We start from the raw sequence: 15,514 nt of genomic DNA on the forward strand, positions 1-15,514 counted from the left end.
ACTCGAACCAGGAGAATGATGATGTCCAGACGCTATTTGCCAACTGCCAAGAGCAGTCGCTTGGCCGCCTTCGCGCTGTCCGGAGCGATCGCGATCCTGCTTCCTCCGCTCGCCGCCCACGCCGCAGGTGCCTCCTCGGCGGGCGGTGCTCAGGTCGTTGCCGCCGCAAAGCCCGCGGCCGACGAATCCATTCGGCCATTCCAGTTCCATGCCAGCGATGCGGCGCTTGCCGACCTCAAGCAGCACATCGCGGCCACCAAGTGGCCGGACCGGGAACTGGTGAACGACGGCACCCAGGGCGTGCAGCTCGCCACCATGCAGAAGCTCGCCGACTATTGGGCGACCAAGTACGATTGGCGGAAGGTGGAGAAGAAGCTCAACGACCTGCCGCAGTTCGTGACCAATATCGACGGCGTCGACGTCCATTTCATTCACGTGCGGTCGAAGCACAAGAACGCGATGCCTCTCATCGTCACCCACGGCTGGCCGGGCTCGATCATCGAGCAGCTGAAGATCATCGATCCTCTGACGAACCCGACGGCGCATGGCGGCAGCGAAGCCGATGCCTTCGACATCGTCATTCCCTCGCTGCCCGGCTACGGCTTTTCCGGCAAGCCCACCGAGCGCGGCTGGGATCCGGTGCGGATTGCGCGGGCCTGGGCGGTGCTGATGCAGAGGCTTGGTTATACCCACTACGTCGCACAGGGCGGCGACTGGGGGGATGCGGTCACGGAGCAGATGGCGCTGCAGCGGCCGGCCGGGTTGCTGGGCATCCACACGAATATGCCGGCGACCGTTCCCGCCGAGATCCAGAAGAGCCTCGACGCGGGTGGCCCAGCGGCGTCGAACCTCTCCGCCGACGAGCGCCGTGCCTATGACCAGCTCGATTTCTTCTACAAGAACGGTTTGTCCTATGCGCAGGAGATGAGCAAGCGTCCGCAGACGCTCTATGGCATCGAGGATTCGCCGATCGGGCTTGCCAGCTGGATGCTGGACCATGACGCCCGCAGCTACGAACTGATCGCCCGCGTCTTCGATGGCCAGTCGGAGGGCCTGAGCCGTGATGACGTGCTCGACAACATCACGCTCTACTGGCTGACCAATACCGCCGTGTCGTCGGCGCGTCTCTACTGGGAGAACAAGCTCGCCTTCTTCCAGCCGAAGGGCATTCAGATTCCGGTGGCCGTCAGTGCCTTCCCGGACGAACTTTATCAGGCGCCGAAGTCGTGGGCAGAGAAGGCGTTTCCCAAGCTTATCCATTATAATCGCCTCGCCAAGGGCGGACACTTTGCGGCCTGGGAGCAGCCGGCGGCCCTGGTCGATGAATTGAGAGCTTCCTTCAAGTCACTGCGTCAACCGAGCTGACAGAAAGGGGCGCGCGAAAGCGCGCCCCGCCGTTGCACAAAGGAGAAGTGTCATGACAAGTGCTGGTAGCGAAAAGAGAGCGCAAACCGTCGACTTAAAGTTCGAAGTCGCGCTCATACCCGTTTCGAATGTCGACCGCGCCAAGGCGTTTTACGCCAATCTTGGCTGGCGGCTCGATGCTGATTTCCCGGTCGGAGATACGTTTCGGGTTGTCCAGTTCACGCCGCCGGGTTCGCCGGCTTCGATCCACTTTGGTACCGGGCTGACGTCTGCGGCGCCAGGTTCGGCGAGCGGGCTCTATCTGGTCGTCTCAGACATCGAGGCGGCACGTGCCCAGCTCATCAAGGGCGGTGCGGAGGTCAGCGAGATCTTCCATCGCGAAGGCCCTGGGAAGCCGGCGATCAGCGGACGTGACCCCGCAGGACGCAGCTACCGTTCCTACGCAACCTTTAGCGACCCCGATGGTAACGGCTGGCTGCTCCAGGAGGTGACCGAACGTCTGCCCGGCCGCGTGGACGCGGATGGTACGGACTTCGCTTCGGTCGCCGATCTTGCGGCGGCACTGCGTCGTGCGGCAGCCGCGCACGGCGAGCACGAGAAGCGCAACGGCGGTCAACACGACCACAACTGGCCGGATTGGTATGCCGCGCACATGGTCGCGGAGCATGCCGGAAAACCGTTGCCCGAATGAACTAGAACCCATGACCGCCGCGTTCCCTTCATGGCGTAAATTTGCTATAAGCGATCATTCCGGACGGAGTGATATGACATGCACAGGATCGGCTACGTTGTCTTTCCGAGGTTTCAGCTCATGGGGTTCGCGGCGGTCACTGCCTTCGAGGTCGCCAATCTGACGCTCGGGGAACAGGCCTACGAGATCGAACTGCTTTCCGAGGCCGGCGGCGAGATCAAGTCGTCCGCTGGCTTCGGCGTGCTGACGAAGGCCTTCGACAACACCGCCTTTGATACCGTCATGTTCGGAGCGGGCACCGAGATCGAACCGGTAACACCCGGGCTGGTCGCCTTCGCGCGCCACGCGCTCAAGGCCTCGCGGCGAGTGGCCGCCCCTTGCACCGGTGCCTTTATCCTGGCGGAGTCCGGGCTGCTCGACGGGCGTCGCGCCACGACCCATTGGGTGTTCGCGCGTCAGTTGCGGGAGGGTTTCCCTGAGGTGCGGGTGGAGGAGGATCGCATCTTCATCGTCGACGGCAGCGTGTGGACCTCTGCGGGCATGACGGCCAGCATCGATCTGGCCCTGGCGATGATCGAGAAGGACCATGGCGAGGAAGTTACCCGCCAGGTCGCCCGCAAGCTTGTCGTCTATCACCGGCGCGCCGGCGGCCAGTCGCAGTTTTCAGCCTTGCTCGAGCTCGATCCGAAGTCGGACCGCATCCAGAAATCGGTCAACTATGCCAAGGCGAACCTGCGCAACGTGTTGTCGGTCGAGGAACTGGCGGACGCCGCAGGCCTGAGTGCGCGGCAATTCAGCCGCGCCTTCCGCTCCGAGACCGGCCAATCGCCGGCCAAGGCCGTCGAGCATCTCCGCGTGGAAGCGGCGCGCCTGTTGATGGAGCAGGGGCGACACTCCATGGATGTGATCGCGGAGGAAACCGGCTTTGCCGATAGCGATCGCATGCGCCGCGCGTTCCTGCGCACGCTCGGTCAACCGCCACAGACGGTCAGGCGCAATGCGCGCGAAGGCATTGTCTGAACCTGACGGCACTGCGATGGGGCGCACCTCAGGAGAATTGTATCGCTGTGTATCCGCCGCCTGCCGTTTCTACATGCGCTTTCAATAGGAGCCGCAGAGCACACGGCCCGGATACACCGGCACTCCATTTCTGATGTCAGTTCAGTTCACCGGAGGCAATCAATGTCGGACGAAATCAACCACCCACGCCGTCGTTTCATCGGCGCAATCGCGCTCTCGCTGGCCGCGACGCAATTCGCTTCAGCGGGAGCCGCCAGAGCGCAAGCGGGAAACAATGAGGCGCCGCGCCTGCCGGCAGTCACCCCCGGGACGAACAAATCCTTCGCAACCCTCAAGCAGATCGATGCCGGCGTCCTGAACGTCGGCTACGCCGAACTTGGCGCGCGCGACGCGCCGGTCGTGATCCTCCTGCACGGCTGGCCCTATGACATCCACACCTACGTGGATGTGGCGCCGCTGCTGGCAGATGCCGGCTACCGTGTCATCGTTCCCTATCTGCGCGGCTACGGCACGACCCGGTTTCTCTCCGCTGACACACCTCGGAACGGCCAACAGGCGGTGATCGCCGCGGACATCATTGCCCTGATGGACGCGCTCAAGATCGAAAAGGCGGTCATCGGCGGCTGCGACTGGGGTGCGCGAACCGCCAACATCATCGCCGCACTCTGGCCCGAGCGCTGCAAGGCGATGGTCTCGGTCAGCGGCTACCTCATCGGCAGCCAGGAGGTGAACAGAAAGCCGCTGTCACCGCAGGCCGAGCTTGCCTGGTGGTACCAGTTCTACTTCGCCACCGAGCGTGGGTATGCCGGCTACAAGCAGAACCACAAGGAGTTTGCCCGGTTGATCTGGAAGCTTGCCTCGCCCAAGTGGGATTTCGACGATGCCACCTTCGATAAGAGTGCCGAGGCACTCGAAAACCCGGACCATGTCGACATCTCGATCCACAATTACCGCTGGCGTCTCAGCCTCGCCGAGGGCGAAGCGAAGTATGACGGCCTCGAAAAGCAACTCGCTGCGTTCCCGACCATTACCGTCCCGACCATCACGCTAGAGGGCGACGCCAACGGTGCTCCGCATCCGGATCCATCGGCCTATGTCAAGCGCTTCTCCGGCAAGTATGAGCATCGGCTGATTACCGGCGGCGTCGGCCACAACCTGCCGCAGGAGGCGCCGTCCGCCTTTGCCAAGGCGATCGTCGACGTCGACCGTTTCTAGTTTTTCTCACGCAGATTGCGTGGAGGCGCGGGGTCCGGTTCGCTGGTCCCGCGCTTTTTTGTGTGCCGACGTGCTTTGGAACCGTGCCTGGCGCACTATGGCGCCGCGCGGGGAGGTCCTCACGAAGAGCGTAGGTCCGCGCACCGAAATGGCCGCCTTCGTATCAGCGTGTATCCGTTCCCGTACTTGGCAGACTTGCACACATTTCCGCTTCTCGGTGAAACATCCCATACACCTGCGAAGCGCCATCTGTGTCTCGACGGTCGCACAGGGCAATCGGGCCCGAAAAGAACACCTGTCGAAAGGAAGAACATGATGAGCGAAGCTGAAAAGGTACTCTACACCGGCAAGACCCACACGACCGGCGGCCGCGACGGCGCCTCCCGAAGCGACGACGGGCGTCTGGACGTCAAGCTCTCTTCACCCGGCAGTTTGCGGCCGGGCACGAACCCGGAGCAGCTCTTCGCCGCCGGCTGGTCGGCCTGCTTCATCGGCGCAATCGGACTGGCGGCTGGCCAGATGACGGTTGCACTCCCTGCAGACCTCGCCGTCGATACCGAGGTGGATCTGCGCAACCGGGACGGCGGTTACTTCCTGCAGGCTCGGCTCAATGTCAGCCTGCCTGGGGTCGACGCGGATGTGGCGCGTCAATTGGTGGATACTGCGCACCAGACCTGCCCCTATTCCAAGGCGACGCGTGGCAACATCGATGTGACGATCAACCTCGTCTGACGGAGCTCCGATTGCCGGAGCATCCTGCAACATGACCCAACGGAAGCGGGGGCCGATGAGGCCGCCGCTTTTTGATTGGAGGGTTGGCTATTTCGAAGTGGAAAAGTTGGAGGCGTGTGAAGTGCCGCGCTTTGCTATGCCTCATGCCCGATGATGACGAATGGCAAGCTCTGCAACCAAGCCACCGCCGTCGCGGTTCGTCAGCGTCAGTGAGGCATTGATGGAGGCCGCGAGCTGTTGGGCGATGGCAAGGCCGAGGCCGGTTCCGCCGGTATCGCGGTTGCGGGAGTCCTCCAGCCGGACGAAGGGTTTGAGCACGGCATCCAGCTGATCATCGGGAATGCCAGGCCCGCGGTCGAGGACCTTGATTGTCACCGTGTCGTCCGCCAGCCGCCTGACCTCGATCTCGGCGCTGTCACCAAACTTGAGTGCGTTGTCGACCAGGTTGGTAAGGATGCGTCTGAGCGCCTGGGGCCGGGTGACGATCGCGCCGCTATCGACATCGCTGGCGGTAACCGCCCTGCCGGTGTCCTGATAGTCATAAACGAGGCTTTCGACGAAGGACGCAAGATCGATGCGTGTCGCTTTTTCGACATTGCCATGGGCGCTGCGTGCATAGGCGACGCCTTCCTTGACCAGGCTTTCGATCTGCCCGAGATCCTGGATCAGCTTCTCCCGGTCGGCGAAATCATCCGCCATTTCGGCGCGCAGCTTCATGCGTGTGATCGGCGTCTGCAGATCGTGGGAAATGGCGGCGAGAATCTGGACCCGCTCTTCGAGATACTGGGCGATACGGTCACGCATGGCATTGAACGCGGTCGCCGCATAGGCAACCTCGGTGGGCCCGGTTTCGCTGAGACGCGGTGTGTTCCGGTTCGGGTCGAGCGTATCGGCAGCCGCGGCAAGATTGACGAGCGGGCGCACCGCCTGACGCATGGCGAACCAACTGCACAGGAGCAGCAGCGCGAGCTGGGCTACGAGCACGAAGGGCAGCCAGTCGGCCAGGGGCATGACACCCTTGGGAAAGACGTCGATCGTCAGCGGTGAGCCGTCGCTCAGCGTCAGATGCGCCTGAAGGTGGCGGCGGTCGCCCGGGATCGTTTCGACCTTGACCGGAAATTGAAGGCCAGTCGCCCGCTCGATCTTGGTCGCGATCTCGCTGGCGGCCGGGTCGAGCGACGGATTGCCCGCAATGCCGGGGCCGAGAAGGAAGCCATAATTGTCGCGGTCGAGGCGAGCGAGCCACGAGGCACGCTCGGGCGCGGGCAGGCGATCGAGTATGGCGATCGACGTTGCGATTTCGTTTTCGAGCGTATCGAACATGACCGATCTGGCGGCCATGTAGCGCTCGAGGAACAGAACGGTGAACGACATGACATGCGCGATGGTGAGACCGGCCAGCAGGATAACGAAGAGCCGCGCCCTGAGCGTGCGCGGCCATAGTCGAAATCCTTTTGGGTCTGCGCTCGCCGTCATTCGCGCGCCTCCACGATCTCAATCGGGACCGAGAAGACATAGCCTTCGCTGCGCACCGTCTTGATGTAGGTCGGTTCACGGGCATCATCGCCGAGCCGCTGGCGAACCCGGCTGACGAGCAGATCGATCGATCGGTCGAAGAGCTCGGCCTCACGACCCTGGGTGAGATTGAGCAACTGGTCGCGATTGAGCACCCGCTGAGGGTGGTCGATGAACACCTTCAGCAGCCGATACTCGGCGCCGCTGAGTGCAATCACCGTGCCGTCAGCATCGATCAGGTGCCGGGCGGTCGTGTCGAGTTTCCACTGGCCGAAGCGCAGCAGCTGTCCAGCCTCCGAGATCTGCAGGTTCGGCGGCAGCATGCGTGCGCGCCTGAGCACCGCCTTGATACGGGCGAGCAGTTCGCGCGCGGAGAACGGCTTGGAGAGATAGTCGTCGGCACCCATCTCGAGGCCGAGGATCCGGTCCATCTCGTCGCTGCGGGCCGTCAGCATGATGATCGGGATCGCCTTGTGTTTGCCGGCGCGCAGTTCGCGGCTGAGCACGAGCCCGTCGTCGCCCGGTATCATCACATCGAGTACGATGAGATCGACGGTATCTCCCTCGAGGAAGCTGCGCATCTGTCGCCCATCGGCGACTGCCGTTGCGCGCAGCCCGTTCTTCTTGAGGTAACCAGACACGAGTTCCCGGATCTCACGGTCGTCATCGACAATCAGTACATGGTCGATATGCTCCATCGAGCAAACTCCTCAAATCCGGTTTGGTCTTCGCATCCTTGCGGCATCACCCGGCCAGGGCCGGGGAACATCCGCTCAGTTTCATTGGCGCCCAGGATATGTCCTCGGTGTGTTCGCGATATCCAGACTTGCATGCGAAAGTAATGCAAGCACTTCCGGATACATTTCGACACAATTTCGCAAACGAAACCCGCCGCTTGCTGTCGAGCGGCGGGTTGCAAGAACGTCTGACCGGCGATGTCAGGCTTTTGCCTGAGCGTCCCGCTGGGCGCGGTATTGCGCGGTCGGCAGGCCGCCCCAACCCCAGTTGTCGAGCTCTACTTCCTCGATGACCACGTAGGTCGATTCCAGCGGCTTGTTGAGCACGTCGAGCAGGACCTGGCTCACGCCCTTGATGATTTCGGCCTTTTCCTCGGCCGTGACCGCCTTGCGGTCTGGAGTGGTGCCTTCGCGGGTCACCTGAACTGTAACGATCGGCATTGCCGTCTCCTCTTCATATCTGGATGTTGGCGGCTCCATCAAGGTGCCGCATCTGCAATGGATGGGAGGGGAGGAGCGGCCCGGCTTGGGTAACGGTCGCTCCCGGACATACCTGCGCCGTTACCAGCGCCCGGCGTTCTGTCCGCCATCGACGTGCAGGATCTCACCCGTCACGAAACCGGCATTCTCCAGGTAAAGGACGGCGTCGACGATATCGCGGATCTCGCCCATGCGGCCGACGGGATGCAGCGTCGAGAGCGCCGCGTGCGTTTCCGGCGCGTGCATCGGGGTCTTGATGATGCCCGGCGAGACGGCATTGACGCGAACACCGGTCTTGGCAAATTCGATCGCGAGCGCCTGGGTCACGGAATTCAAACCACCCTTCGTGATAGACGCCAGGGCCGCCGGGACGCCGGCAATCGGCTGATTCACGAGGCTGGTCGTGATGCTGACGATGTGGCCGGAGCCCTGCTTCAGCATCTCGCGGGCCGCGTGCTGGGTAACGTGGAAGAAGCCGGCCACGTTGACACCCATGTTCAGATCATAATCTTCCTGAGTGAACTCGGTGAATGGCTTGGCGGTGAAGACCCCGGCATTGTTGACCAGCGTATCGATACGGCCGAACCGTTCCAGCCCCTGGCGAATGACCCGCTCGGCGGTCTCAGGCTTGCTGATATCGCCGGCGACACTGAGGATGCCAGCGTCCGAACTTTCCTGAATGGAGCGGGACGTGGCGATGACGCGATAGTTGCGATCGCGGTAGGCCTGAACCAAGGCGGCGCCGATGCCCTGCGATGCACCGGTGATGATGGCGACCTTCTGCTCATTGCTCATGGATGTGGTCCTTCTTCGATTGCAACGGGCGCTTGGTGTGGCCCGTCCTCCGCCCTCGGCGTTGGTGCAATCAGATTTAGACCCATCCGATGTGTGAGAGAATTGACGCTATTTGGCGATCAATCAACCGCATACCGGCATAATCAGGCGAGCGTGCCAGCTTCCGTTGCCATGCGTGCGAACTCGGTCCGCAGACGTGGCAGCGCGTAATCAGCAAAGGCGCGAACCTTCGGAACCGACATGCGGCCCTGCGGTGCAAGAAGATGAACCGGCATCGGGGGATGCTCGGCATCAGCCAGCACGATTTTCAACCGCCCATCGCTGACGTAGCGCGCGACATGATAGGAGTAGAGCCGGGTCAGGCCGGTACCCGCGGCGGCGGAGTCGGTCGCGGCACGCACACTGTTGACGATGCAGCGCGGTTTGAACTGCACCGTGCGAGGGATCAACGAGCCCTCGGCTGGCGTGAATGTCCAGGAATCGAGGCCGAAGTTGGTAAAGGCGACGATCTGGTGTTTGGCGAGATCGGCCGGCTCGTCAATCCGCGGGTGGTTGGCGAGATAACGAGGCGAGCCGACGACGACACGCCGGACATCGCCACCGATTCGTGTCGAAATCAGCGAAGAGTCGGCGAGATGGCCGATGCGGAGCGCGATATCGACACCCTCGTCGACAAGGTTTACGAAGCGATCGAGCAGGAGGAGCCGGGCCGAAACCGAAGGGTAGAGGTTGAGGAATTCGTCGAGGATCGGACGCAGCACCTCTTCGCCAACGATCGGTGGCGCGGAGATCGTCAGCGTGCCGCGAGGGGCCGCACGTTCGCCACCTGCGAGCATGTCGGCCTCTTCGAGATCGATCAGCACCCGCCGGCAGGCAGCCGCATAGCGCTGGCCGGCTTCGCTGAGCTTCAACGATCGCGTCGTTCGATGGAGCAGTTCGACCCCGACATGAGCTTCGAGCAGGTTCAGGGCGCGGCTGACCGCCGTCGGCGACCGCTTCAGCCGCCGGGCCGCGCCCGCGAGGCTGCCTTCATGGACCGCGGTTACGAAGACCTTCATTGCGTCGATACGATCCATTCTGCCGACTTTCGCGATGATCATTGCCAATTGGCAAGCATTCACCCGCAACTGGACAGAAGTAAAGAGACCCGCTCCATCCTCTCGTCAGCGGTGTCGGGGCACAATTGGAGCAGCGGGCGATCAATCGGCAAACAGCTTCTCGATCAGATCGGCCGCTGAGCCCTGCCAAAGCTCTCCCTTGCCGGTTCCCGCCCAAAGGGAGAGGAAGTCCGCCGATCCCTTTGCTGCAGACGCGCCTCTGATATCGCGCGTGAACTTGTTCTGGGCCGGGAAGGGCATTGCGGCGGCGGCGTCCAGCTCGTTCATGAAGCGGTTCTCGATGCCACGGGCAAACCGGCCGGAGAAGGCGCGCGTTGTCCGCGTTGCGCGTTCCGTGCCCTGGAGTGCGGCGCGATAGGCTGCCGAGGTTCCTGCTTCGGCGGTCGCGAGGAACGCCGTTCCCATCTGCACCGCGCTGGCGCCCATGGCGAGGACCGACCGGATATCCACGGCCGTCATAATGCCGCCTGCCGCGATCAGTGGCAACTTCGCCTTCGGGAGGGTTCGGGTCAGCAGATCCCGGAGGCCGATTTCACTGTCCGCGGCCTCGGGATCGAATATGCCGCGATGGCCGCCCGCCTCAAAACCCTGGAGGGTGATCGCATCGACGCCGCTTTCTTCGAGCGCCCCTGCTTCCTCCGGTGTCGTCGCCGTGCCGATGATCAGCATCCCCGACTTGCGCGCGGTCCGCATGTACTCGGCAGGCAGCACGCCGAAGACGAAACTAAGGACTGCCGGCTTCGCCTTCAGCACGGCCTCGAACTGCTGATCGAAATCCTCTTCATAGGGTGCGGCGAATTGCGGCGCCGGCAGATCAAGTTCCGCACGGTACTTCGCCGTCGCTGCCACCGCCCGCTCGACCGTCGCCGCGTCGATCTGCGGCTGCGGGTGCTGGATGAAGAGGTTGATCGCAAAAGGACGGTCGGTGCCTGCACGAACCTTGTCAACGAACTCGGTGATGGCCGCCGGGCTCGAATAGGCTGCGCCGATCGACCCGAGCGCTCCGGCTGCCGAAGACGCGATGACGAGCTCCGGCGACGAGGGGCCGCCGGCCATCGACGCGACGATCAACGGGTGCTTCAGGCCGAGTCTCGCCAGGGGATCCTGCATATTCGATTTCCTCAATGAAGGTGCGTTCTTGCGTGCCGGCGGCGCGCGGGCTGAGGTGAAGGTTGACGAGCGGTCGCATTGATCGCCCGACTATGCCGCACCATAAAGGAGACCCGGAGCGGCCAGAGGTCAACTGTACAATGGTCGCACTGTCGAACGGGCGATCATGCCGCCGAGCAGTTGCGGCGAGATCGATTGGCTGGCACAGTCGCTCCGTGACGAGAGTTGCCCATGAGGATCCTGATGTCGCGACCGACGGACAAGCAAGACCCATCTCCAAGCCTTGTCGAACACTATCGGCCAGTGCAGCTCAAGGCCGTGCTTGCCGCCTGCGCGGTGAAGCATCGCGAACCTCCGCCGCCGCCACCGGAGGAACGCTTCTATGGATCGCAATTGCCGGAGGGATTCCACCTCCCGCAATCGGTCCACGACGACTAGGCGCGGCTTTCGCAATCAGTTCGTTGCCAGCGTCCAGGCCATGCCTGCAAGCGCGCAGGCAAGCAGCGTCGTGATCACCGAGGCGTTGAAGCGGAAGATCGCCACGCCGGCGGCAAGCGTCAGCAGGAGCGACGGCAGTACCAGCGACCCTAGCACCGGTATGTCGAGCGCGAACGGCCCGAAATGCCCGCTCACGAGCTCCCCAAACAAGGTGTGCAGCCCGAACCAGACGGCAAGGTTGAGAATCACTCCCACAACGGCGGCGGTGATCGCCGACATGGCGCCCGTGAGCGCGATATTGTTCCGCAGCCGCTCAATGAAGGGCGCCCCAAGAAAGATCCAGAGGAAACACGGGACGAAGGTCACCCAGGTGGTCAGCATCGCCCCCAAGGTCGCCGCCATCATTGGATGGAGCGTGCCCGGGTCGCGGTAGGCGCCCATGAAGCCGACGAACTGGACGACCATGATCAGCGGCCCCGGCGTCGTCTCGGCCATGCCGAGGCCGTCCAGCATTTCGCCGGGCTTCAGCCAGCCGTAGTGCTGGACGGCTTCCTGGGCGACGTAGGCGAGCACGGCATAGGCGCCGCCGAAGGTGACGACCGCCATCTGGCTGAAGAACAGGCCGATCTGGCTGAAGACGCTGTCCCGACCGAGGACGATGATGAGCAACGCCAGGGGCACGAGCCACAGCGCAAGCAGCACGCCGGAAATCCGCAGCGACCATGCAAGGTTGGGGCGCGCATGCGCGGGGATTTCCTCGCCGAGCGCGGAGTCCTCGTCCTTCAGAACCGGGCCCGTGCCGCCCTTGTGTCCACCGCCAATGCGAAAGAGCGGCGAACCGGAGCGAGCGCCGATATAGCCAAGCACGCCGGCTGCCAGGATGATCAACGGGAAGGGAACGCGGAAGAAGAAAATGGCGACGAAGGCGGCGGCCGCAATGCCGATCATCATTCGGTTCTTGAGTGCTCGGCCGCCAATGCGGAAGACAGCCTGGACGACCACCGCGAGTACGGCGGCCTTCAGGCCGAAGAAGAGGCCTTCGACGACGGTGACATTGCCGAAGGCGGCGTAGATGTAGCTGAGGCCGAGGATCGCCAGGAAACCCGGCAGCACAAAGAGAAGTCCGGCAACGAGGCCGCCGGCGGTCCGGTGCAGGAGCCAGCCGATGTAGACGGCGAGCTGCTGCGCCTCGGGTCCGGGCAGTAGCATGCAGTAGTTCAGCGCATGCAGGAAGCGATGCTCGCCGATCCAGCGCTTCTCATCGACAAGGATGCGATGCATCACCGCGATCTGTCCGGCAGGGCCACCGAAGCTGAGGGCCGCAATGCGTGCCCAAACCCGGACGGCTTCGCCAAACGGGATGCCGTGGCTTTGCCGTTGCCGCGCCACTTCGGGCGCGGCCTTGTCAGCAATATCGGTCATCTCAGAGGTCCTTCTTGGGCGAGGGCCAGTTGTGCGTCTCGTTGGTAGCATCCCGGCACCAGCGATAGAAGGCGTCGTAGAGCAGCATCCCCGCATCCAGTTGCTCCAGGTCGTCGGCATACATGCGCGAGAGACCGAGGGAGGCGGCAAGCAGGCCCGGCGCCTCGGGCGCAAGCTCGGGACGGGCGGTGTCGGCCCCGCGCACGATGGTGGCTAGCCGCAGAAGCGGAGCGGTTGCAAGGCCGAACTGCTCGACCATCACGTCAAAGGTGCAGAGTTCACCGCGATGGCTCCAGCGGATCGGAGCATCGATATCGAAGGGCGTAGCGCCGAAGCGCTCGCCGACCATCTCGACCTCTGACGGCGCCACGTACAAGAAGACTGCCTTCGGATCGACGAAACGACGGATCAGCCAGGGGCAGGCAATGCGGTCGATCTTTGGTCGTGCCCGCGTAACCCAGACGGTCCTTCCGCCGGCGTCCCGTTCGGGTATCGCGGAAGCGGGCACGGCCGGATAGCCGCCATCCGCCCAAGCCTCGAAACCGCCTTCGAGCACGTCGGCAGCAATGCCGGCATTGCGAAGCCAGGCGGCAACGCCATGGCTGAGCTTCTTGCCCTGCTGGCAGATGATGATTGCCGATGCCTTGGCGACGTCGTCGATCCAATCCTGAACCTGGCGGTAGTCGCGCCTGTAAGAACCTGGGATGAGGCGGGGATCGGCGTCGAAATCTTCGTCGATCCTGACATCGATCAGTGTCGGACAGTTCGGCGTGCCGACGAGGCGAGAGAGTTTTTCCGAGGATATTTCGAGAAATGACGACATGACGCGTCCTCCGGATGAGCGGTTGAATGGACGCGATGCTTCGGCTGGCGCCTCATGGGGTGATCGCACCCCCATGCGCGAAGTTTTCCGCTCTTTGAGCGGACTGTCAAGCCGGCAATCAAGAATGGAAGAACGTCGCCGATCCGCTGTCCTGAGTGCGGAAGTGCGCCGCACTCAGGACGCAGACGCTCGGCGTGTTCGGGCTATTTGCCGGCGTCCTCGGCGGCGGTCTCTATGATCTTGGCAACCTTTTCCGCTTGCGAGGCAAAGACGGCGTGGCTCGCCTTGATTTCGCTTACCTGGCTGCCGGCGCGCTTCGCCATGCTTCGTTCAAGGTCCGGATTGATGGCGCGATCTTCGGTCGCCACGACCGCCCAGCTTTTCTTCGTCCGCCATGCCGGATCGCCGGACTTGGCGGTGAAAACCTCTTTCGCGGCAAAGACCTGCGACTTCGCCGCAAAGGCCGCTTCCGCTTCTGGAAGGTCGGCGGCGAAATCAGCAGCAAACGCTTTCGGATCGAGATAGAGATATTTGCCGTCGGTGGTTTCCTTGATGCTCATTGCAGCCGGCGGCTTCGATCCGGCAAGCGTTGCCAAATCCTCGCCCTTGTCCGGTTGAAACGCTGCGACGTAGACCAATCCTTCGACCTTCTGGTGATGTCCGGCTTCGCTGATCACCATACCGCCGTAGCTGTGCCCGACGAGCAAGGTCGGCCCATCCTGCAGGTCCAGAACACGGTTCGTCGCCGCGACGTCGGCGGCAAACGAGGTCAGCGGTTCCTGCACGACGGTCACGTTGAAGCCGCGCCGCTCCAGGATATCGCTGGCCTGTCGCCAGCCCGAACCGTCGGCGAAGGCGCCGTGCACGATGACGATATTCTTGATGTCCGCAGCCTGGGCGGCGAAAGCAACCACGCTCGTTGCAAAGGCGAGGGCAAGAGTAGGGATGATTCGGCGCCGCATGCGATCGTTCCTTTCGAGTCCGTAGGTGATGATCGCAATCTGGTCCGGCGAGGTATCCCGGATATGTCGGCCGCCACCAGCAATTGTACCGCAATGTATGGGGTCGGCTCAGGTCGCAGCGAAGCACCGCGGGAAGGGCGGCTCCCCGGTGCGTTCCGTCTGGCCTCAATGGCAGAATACGGGCGGACTGTGCCCTATGATTCAACCAGGATCACGATTGATTCCGGCACGACGCCATCAAAGACCATCGCATCGGCCGCGGCCTGGGTCTGCATGGCTTTCGACAGGGCGTCCAGATCGGGGACATCCATGAGAATGGCCACCCGGGTCTGGTCCTGGGGATCGACGAAGGTTCGAATGCTGGTCACGCCGAGCGTGCTGAAGAACTCCATGCGCTTCGGTGATTTCAACCAGTGTTCGGCGCTTTTCGTGATCTTGTGGTGGGCGATGATGGTCGGCATTGCATCCTCCCTGTCGCGGCATGGACGAACTTTTTCCTGTGCGGCCGCGTTCCCTCACGGAAGGCTCCGTCGGCCCGACTGTCAATTAGCCCGTCGGAAGTAGGTGCCGTCACCGGGAGGATACTGCTGATGCCTAAATTCGTGACCATTGGATATGGAGACCGTGCAGGCTACGACCGCACGGCGGCGGACGTCCGTAATGCGGCGCACGCGCATGATGCGGAACTTCGTGCAAGAGGAGCCTTGATGGGGATCGCCGGAGCGCCTGTTCAGGTGCGCAACGCCAACGCCGCGCATGTCGAGAAGCGAAGCGGTCCGTTCATGTCGTCTTCGCTTCCTGTGGCCGGCTTCGCGGTGATCGAGGCCGCAGACCTGGCCGAAGCGATCGATATGGTGTCACGCACCCCGTGCGCGGTGGCTCATGGGGTGGTCGAGGTCTGGCCGCTCGAGACTCCTTAAGTCCGACGATGTGTCGCCCCTGCCTAAGAGGCCTGGGCGACCAATGTTGGTTCCTGTATCTCGATGGCGCGGCTCTCGATTTTTGCCTCCGCGGCTACAGCCTGCTCTCTGTTGTCTCTGAAGAGTTTCCACTTTGTCGGCCGGAAGGCGATGCGGCTGTGGTCGCCGGCG

General features: G+C 63.0%; 17 protein-coding genes. 7 read left to right on the plus strand and 10 right to left on the minus strand.

The genetic code is table 11. The features are described 5' to 3' along the window. Positions 1 to 21 precede the first annotated feature (21 nt). From AC070A_RS22365 to AC070A_RS22385, 5 genes are all read left to right on the plus strand, one after another. On the plus strand, positions 22 to 1,365 hold the full coding sequence (locus tag AC070A_RS22365) for an epoxide hydrolase family protein (RefSeq protein ID WP_492383945.1): 1,344 nt from the start codon (positions 22 to 24) through the stop codon (positions 1,363 to 1,365). 52 nt (positions 1,366 to 1,417) lie between these two features. Continuing rightward, on the plus strand, positions 1,418 to 2,056 hold the full coding sequence (locus tag AC070A_RS22370; protein WP_057248493.1) for a VOC family protein: 639 nt from the start codon (positions 1,418 to 1,420) through the stop codon (positions 2,054 to 2,056). 78 nt (positions 2,057 to 2,134) lie between these two features. Beyond that, a complete protein-coding gene (locus AC070A_RS22375) occupies positions 2,135 to 3,076 on the plus strand; it encodes a GlxA family transcriptional regulator (RefSeq protein ID WP_057248492.1) in 942 nt (313 codons plus the stop codon). A 162-nt stretch (positions 3,077 to 3,238) separates the two neighbouring features. Beyond that, a complete protein-coding gene (locus AC070A_RS22380) occupies positions 3,239 to 4,291 on the plus strand; it encodes an alpha/beta fold hydrolase (RefSeq protein ID WP_057248491.1) in 1,053 nt (350 codons plus the stop codon). Positions 4,292 to 4,606: 315 nt separating this feature from the next. After that, entirely contained in the window at positions 4,607 to 5,023 is a 417-nt protein-coding gene (locus AC070A_RS22385; protein ID WP_057248490.1) for an organic hydroperoxide resistance protein, read from the plus strand. A gap of 141 nt (positions 5,024 to 5,164) precedes the next feature. Here the strand turns inward: AC070A_RS22385 and AC070A_RS22390 are convergent, their stop codons facing one another. The 6 genes from AC070A_RS22390 to AC070A_RS22415 form a co-directional block, all read right to left on the minus strand. Next, a complete protein-coding gene (locus AC070A_RS22390) occupies positions 5,165 to 6,499 on the minus strand; it encodes a sensor histidine kinase (RefSeq protein WP_057248489.1) in 1,335 nt (444 codons plus the stop codon). Further along, complete coding sequence (locus tag AC070A_RS22395; RefSeq protein WP_057248488.1) at positions 6,496 to 7,236, minus strand: response regulator; 741 nt, start codon at positions 7,234 to 7,236, stop codon at positions 6,496 to 6,498. Before AC070A_RS22395 ends, AC070A_RS22390 begins: the two co-directional genes overlap by 4 nt. Positions 7,237 to 7,476: 240 nt before the next feature. Continuing rightward, positions 7,477 to 7,716 (minus strand): tautomerase family protein, encoded by a 240-nt coding sequence (locus AC070A_RS22400; RefSeq protein ID WP_057248487.1) that lies wholly within the window; start codon positions 7,714 to 7,716, stop codon positions 7,477 to 7,479. 120 nt (positions 7,717 to 7,836) lie between these two features. Then, positions 7,837 to 8,550, minus strand: a complete 714-nt coding sequence (locus tag AC070A_RS22405; RefSeq protein ID WP_057248486.1) for an SDR family NAD(P)-dependent oxidoreductase — start codon at positions 8,548 to 8,550, stop codon at positions 7,837 to 7,839. 143 nt (positions 8,551 to 8,693) lie between these two features. Further along, complete coding sequence (locus tag AC070A_RS22410) at positions 8,694 to 9,626, minus strand: LysR family transcriptional regulator (protein WP_218373230.1); 933 nt, start codon at positions 9,624 to 9,626, stop codon at positions 8,694 to 8,696. Positions 9,627 to 9,749: 123 nt separating this feature from the next. Beyond that, a complete protein-coding gene (locus AC070A_RS22415) occupies positions 9,750 to 10,778 on the minus strand; it encodes an NAD(P)H-dependent flavin oxidoreductase (protein ID WP_492383947.1) in 1,029 nt (342 codons plus the stop codon). Positions 10,779 to 11,021: 243 nt separating this feature from the next. Between AC070A_RS22415 and AC070A_RS22420 the strand changes: the two genes are divergently transcribed. Further along, complete coding sequence (locus AC070A_RS22420) at positions 11,022 to 11,216, plus strand: hypothetical protein (protein WP_057248484.1); 195 nt, start codon at positions 11,022 to 11,024, stop codon at positions 11,214 to 11,216. A 15-nt stretch (positions 11,217 to 11,231) separates the two neighbouring features. Here AC070A_RS22420 and chrA read toward each other — a convergent pair whose 3' ends face one another. From chrA to AC070A_RS22440, 4 genes are all read right to left on the minus strand, one after another. Next, entirely contained in the window at positions 11,232 to 12,638 is a 1,407-nt protein-coding gene (gene chrA / locus AC070A_RS22425; protein ID WP_057248483.1) for a chromate efflux transporter, read from the minus strand. A 1-nt stretch (position 12,639) separates the two neighbouring features. Continuing rightward, positions 12,640 to 13,461 (minus strand): chromate resistance protein ChrB domain-containing protein, encoded by an 822-nt coding sequence (locus AC070A_RS22430; protein ID WP_112997013.1) that lies wholly within the window; start codon positions 13,459 to 13,461, stop codon positions 12,640 to 12,642. Positions 13,462 to 13,664: 203 nt separating this feature from the next. After that, a complete protein-coding gene (locus tag AC070A_RS22435) occupies positions 13,665 to 14,423 on the minus strand; it encodes an alpha/beta hydrolase (RefSeq protein WP_492383948.1) in 759 nt (252 codons plus the stop codon). A 194-nt stretch (positions 14,424 to 14,617) separates the two neighbouring features. After that, positions 14,618 to 14,884 carry a hypothetical protein gene (locus AC070A_RS22440; RefSeq protein WP_112997015.1) on the minus strand — a complete coding sequence of 89 codons (267 nt, stop codon included), beginning with the start codon at positions 14,882 to 14,884 and terminating at the stop codon, positions 14,618 to 14,620. A 129-nt stretch (positions 14,885 to 15,013) separates the two neighbouring features. Here AC070A_RS22440 and AC070A_RS22445 point away from each other — a divergent pair, with 129 nt between their 5' ends. Next, positions 15,014 to 15,343: a YciI family protein gene (locus AC070A_RS22445; RefSeq protein ID WP_057248479.1), complete on the plus strand. Its 330-nt coding sequence runs from the start codon at positions 15,014 to 15,016 to the stop codon at positions 15,341 to 15,343. Positions 15,344 to 15,514 lie beyond the last annotated feature (171 nt).

The organism is Ensifer sp. GW101-20A05 (assembly GCF_059424735.1).

Bases quoted from the DNA above. Each gene is read 5' to 3' on its own strand.
- AC070A_RS22365 (WP_492383945.1), top strand. From the start codon at position 22: ATGTCCAGACGCTATTTGCCAACTGCCAAGAGCAGTCGCTTGGCCGCC.
- AC070A_RS22370 (WP_057248493.1), top strand. From the start codon at position 1,418: ATGACAAGTGCTGGTAGCGAAAAGAGAGCGCAAACCGTCGACTTAAAG.
- AC070A_RS22375 (WP_057248492.1), top strand. From the start codon at position 2,135: ATGCACAGGATCGGCTACGTTGTCTTTCCGAGGTTTCAGCTCATGGGG.
- AC070A_RS22380 (WP_057248491.1), top strand. From the start codon at position 3,239: ATGTCGGACGAAATCAACCACCCACGCCGTCGTTTCATCGGCGCAATC.
- AC070A_RS22385 (WP_057248490.1), top strand. From the start codon at position 4,607: ATGAGCGAAGCTGAAAAGGTACTCTACACCGGCAAGACCCACACGACC.
- AC070A_RS22390 (WP_057248489.1), bottom strand. From the start codon at position 6,499: ATGACGGCGAGCGCAGACCCAAAAGGATTTCGACTATGGCCGCGCACG.
- AC070A_RS22395 (WP_057248488.1), bottom strand. From the start codon at position 7,236: ATGGAGCATATCGACCATGTACTGATTGTCGATGACGACCGTGAGATC.
- AC070A_RS22400 (WP_057248487.1), bottom strand. From the start codon at position 7,716: ATGCCGATCGTTACAGTTCAGGTGACCCGCGAAGGCACCACTCCAGAC.
- AC070A_RS22405 (WP_057248486.1), bottom strand. From the start codon at position 8,550: ATGAGCAATGAGCAGAAGGTCGCCATCATCACCGGTGCATCGCAGGGC.
- AC070A_RS22410 (WP_218373230.1), bottom strand. From the start codon at position 9,626: ATGGATCGTATCGACGCAATGAAGGTCTTCGTAACCGCGGTCCATGAA.
- AC070A_RS22415 (WP_492383947.1), bottom strand. From the start codon at position 10,778: ATGCAGGATCCCCTGGCGAGACTCGGCCTGAAGCACCCGTTGATCGTC.
- AC070A_RS22420 (WP_057248484.1), top strand. From the start codon at position 11,022: ATGTCGCGACCGACGGACAAGCAAGACCCATCTCCAAGCCTTGTCGAA.
- chrA (WP_057248483.1), bottom strand. From the start codon at position 12,638: ATGACCGATATTGCTGACAAGGCCGCGCCCGAAGTGGCGCGGCAACGG.
- AC070A_RS22430 (WP_112997013.1), bottom strand. From the start codon at position 13,461: ATGTCGTCATTTCTCGAAATATCCTCGGAAAAACTCTCTCGCCTCGTC.
- AC070A_RS22435 (WP_492383948.1), bottom strand. From the start codon at position 14,423: ATGCGGCGCCGAATCATCCCTACTCTTGCCCTCGCCTTTGCAACGAGC.
- AC070A_RS22440 (WP_112997015.1), bottom strand. From the start codon at position 14,884: ATGCCGACCATCATCGCCCACCACAAGATCACGAAAAGCGCCGAACAC.
- AC070A_RS22445 (WP_057248479.1), top strand. From the start codon at position 15,014: ATGCCTAAATTCGTGACCATTGGATATGGAGACCGTGCAGGCTACGAC.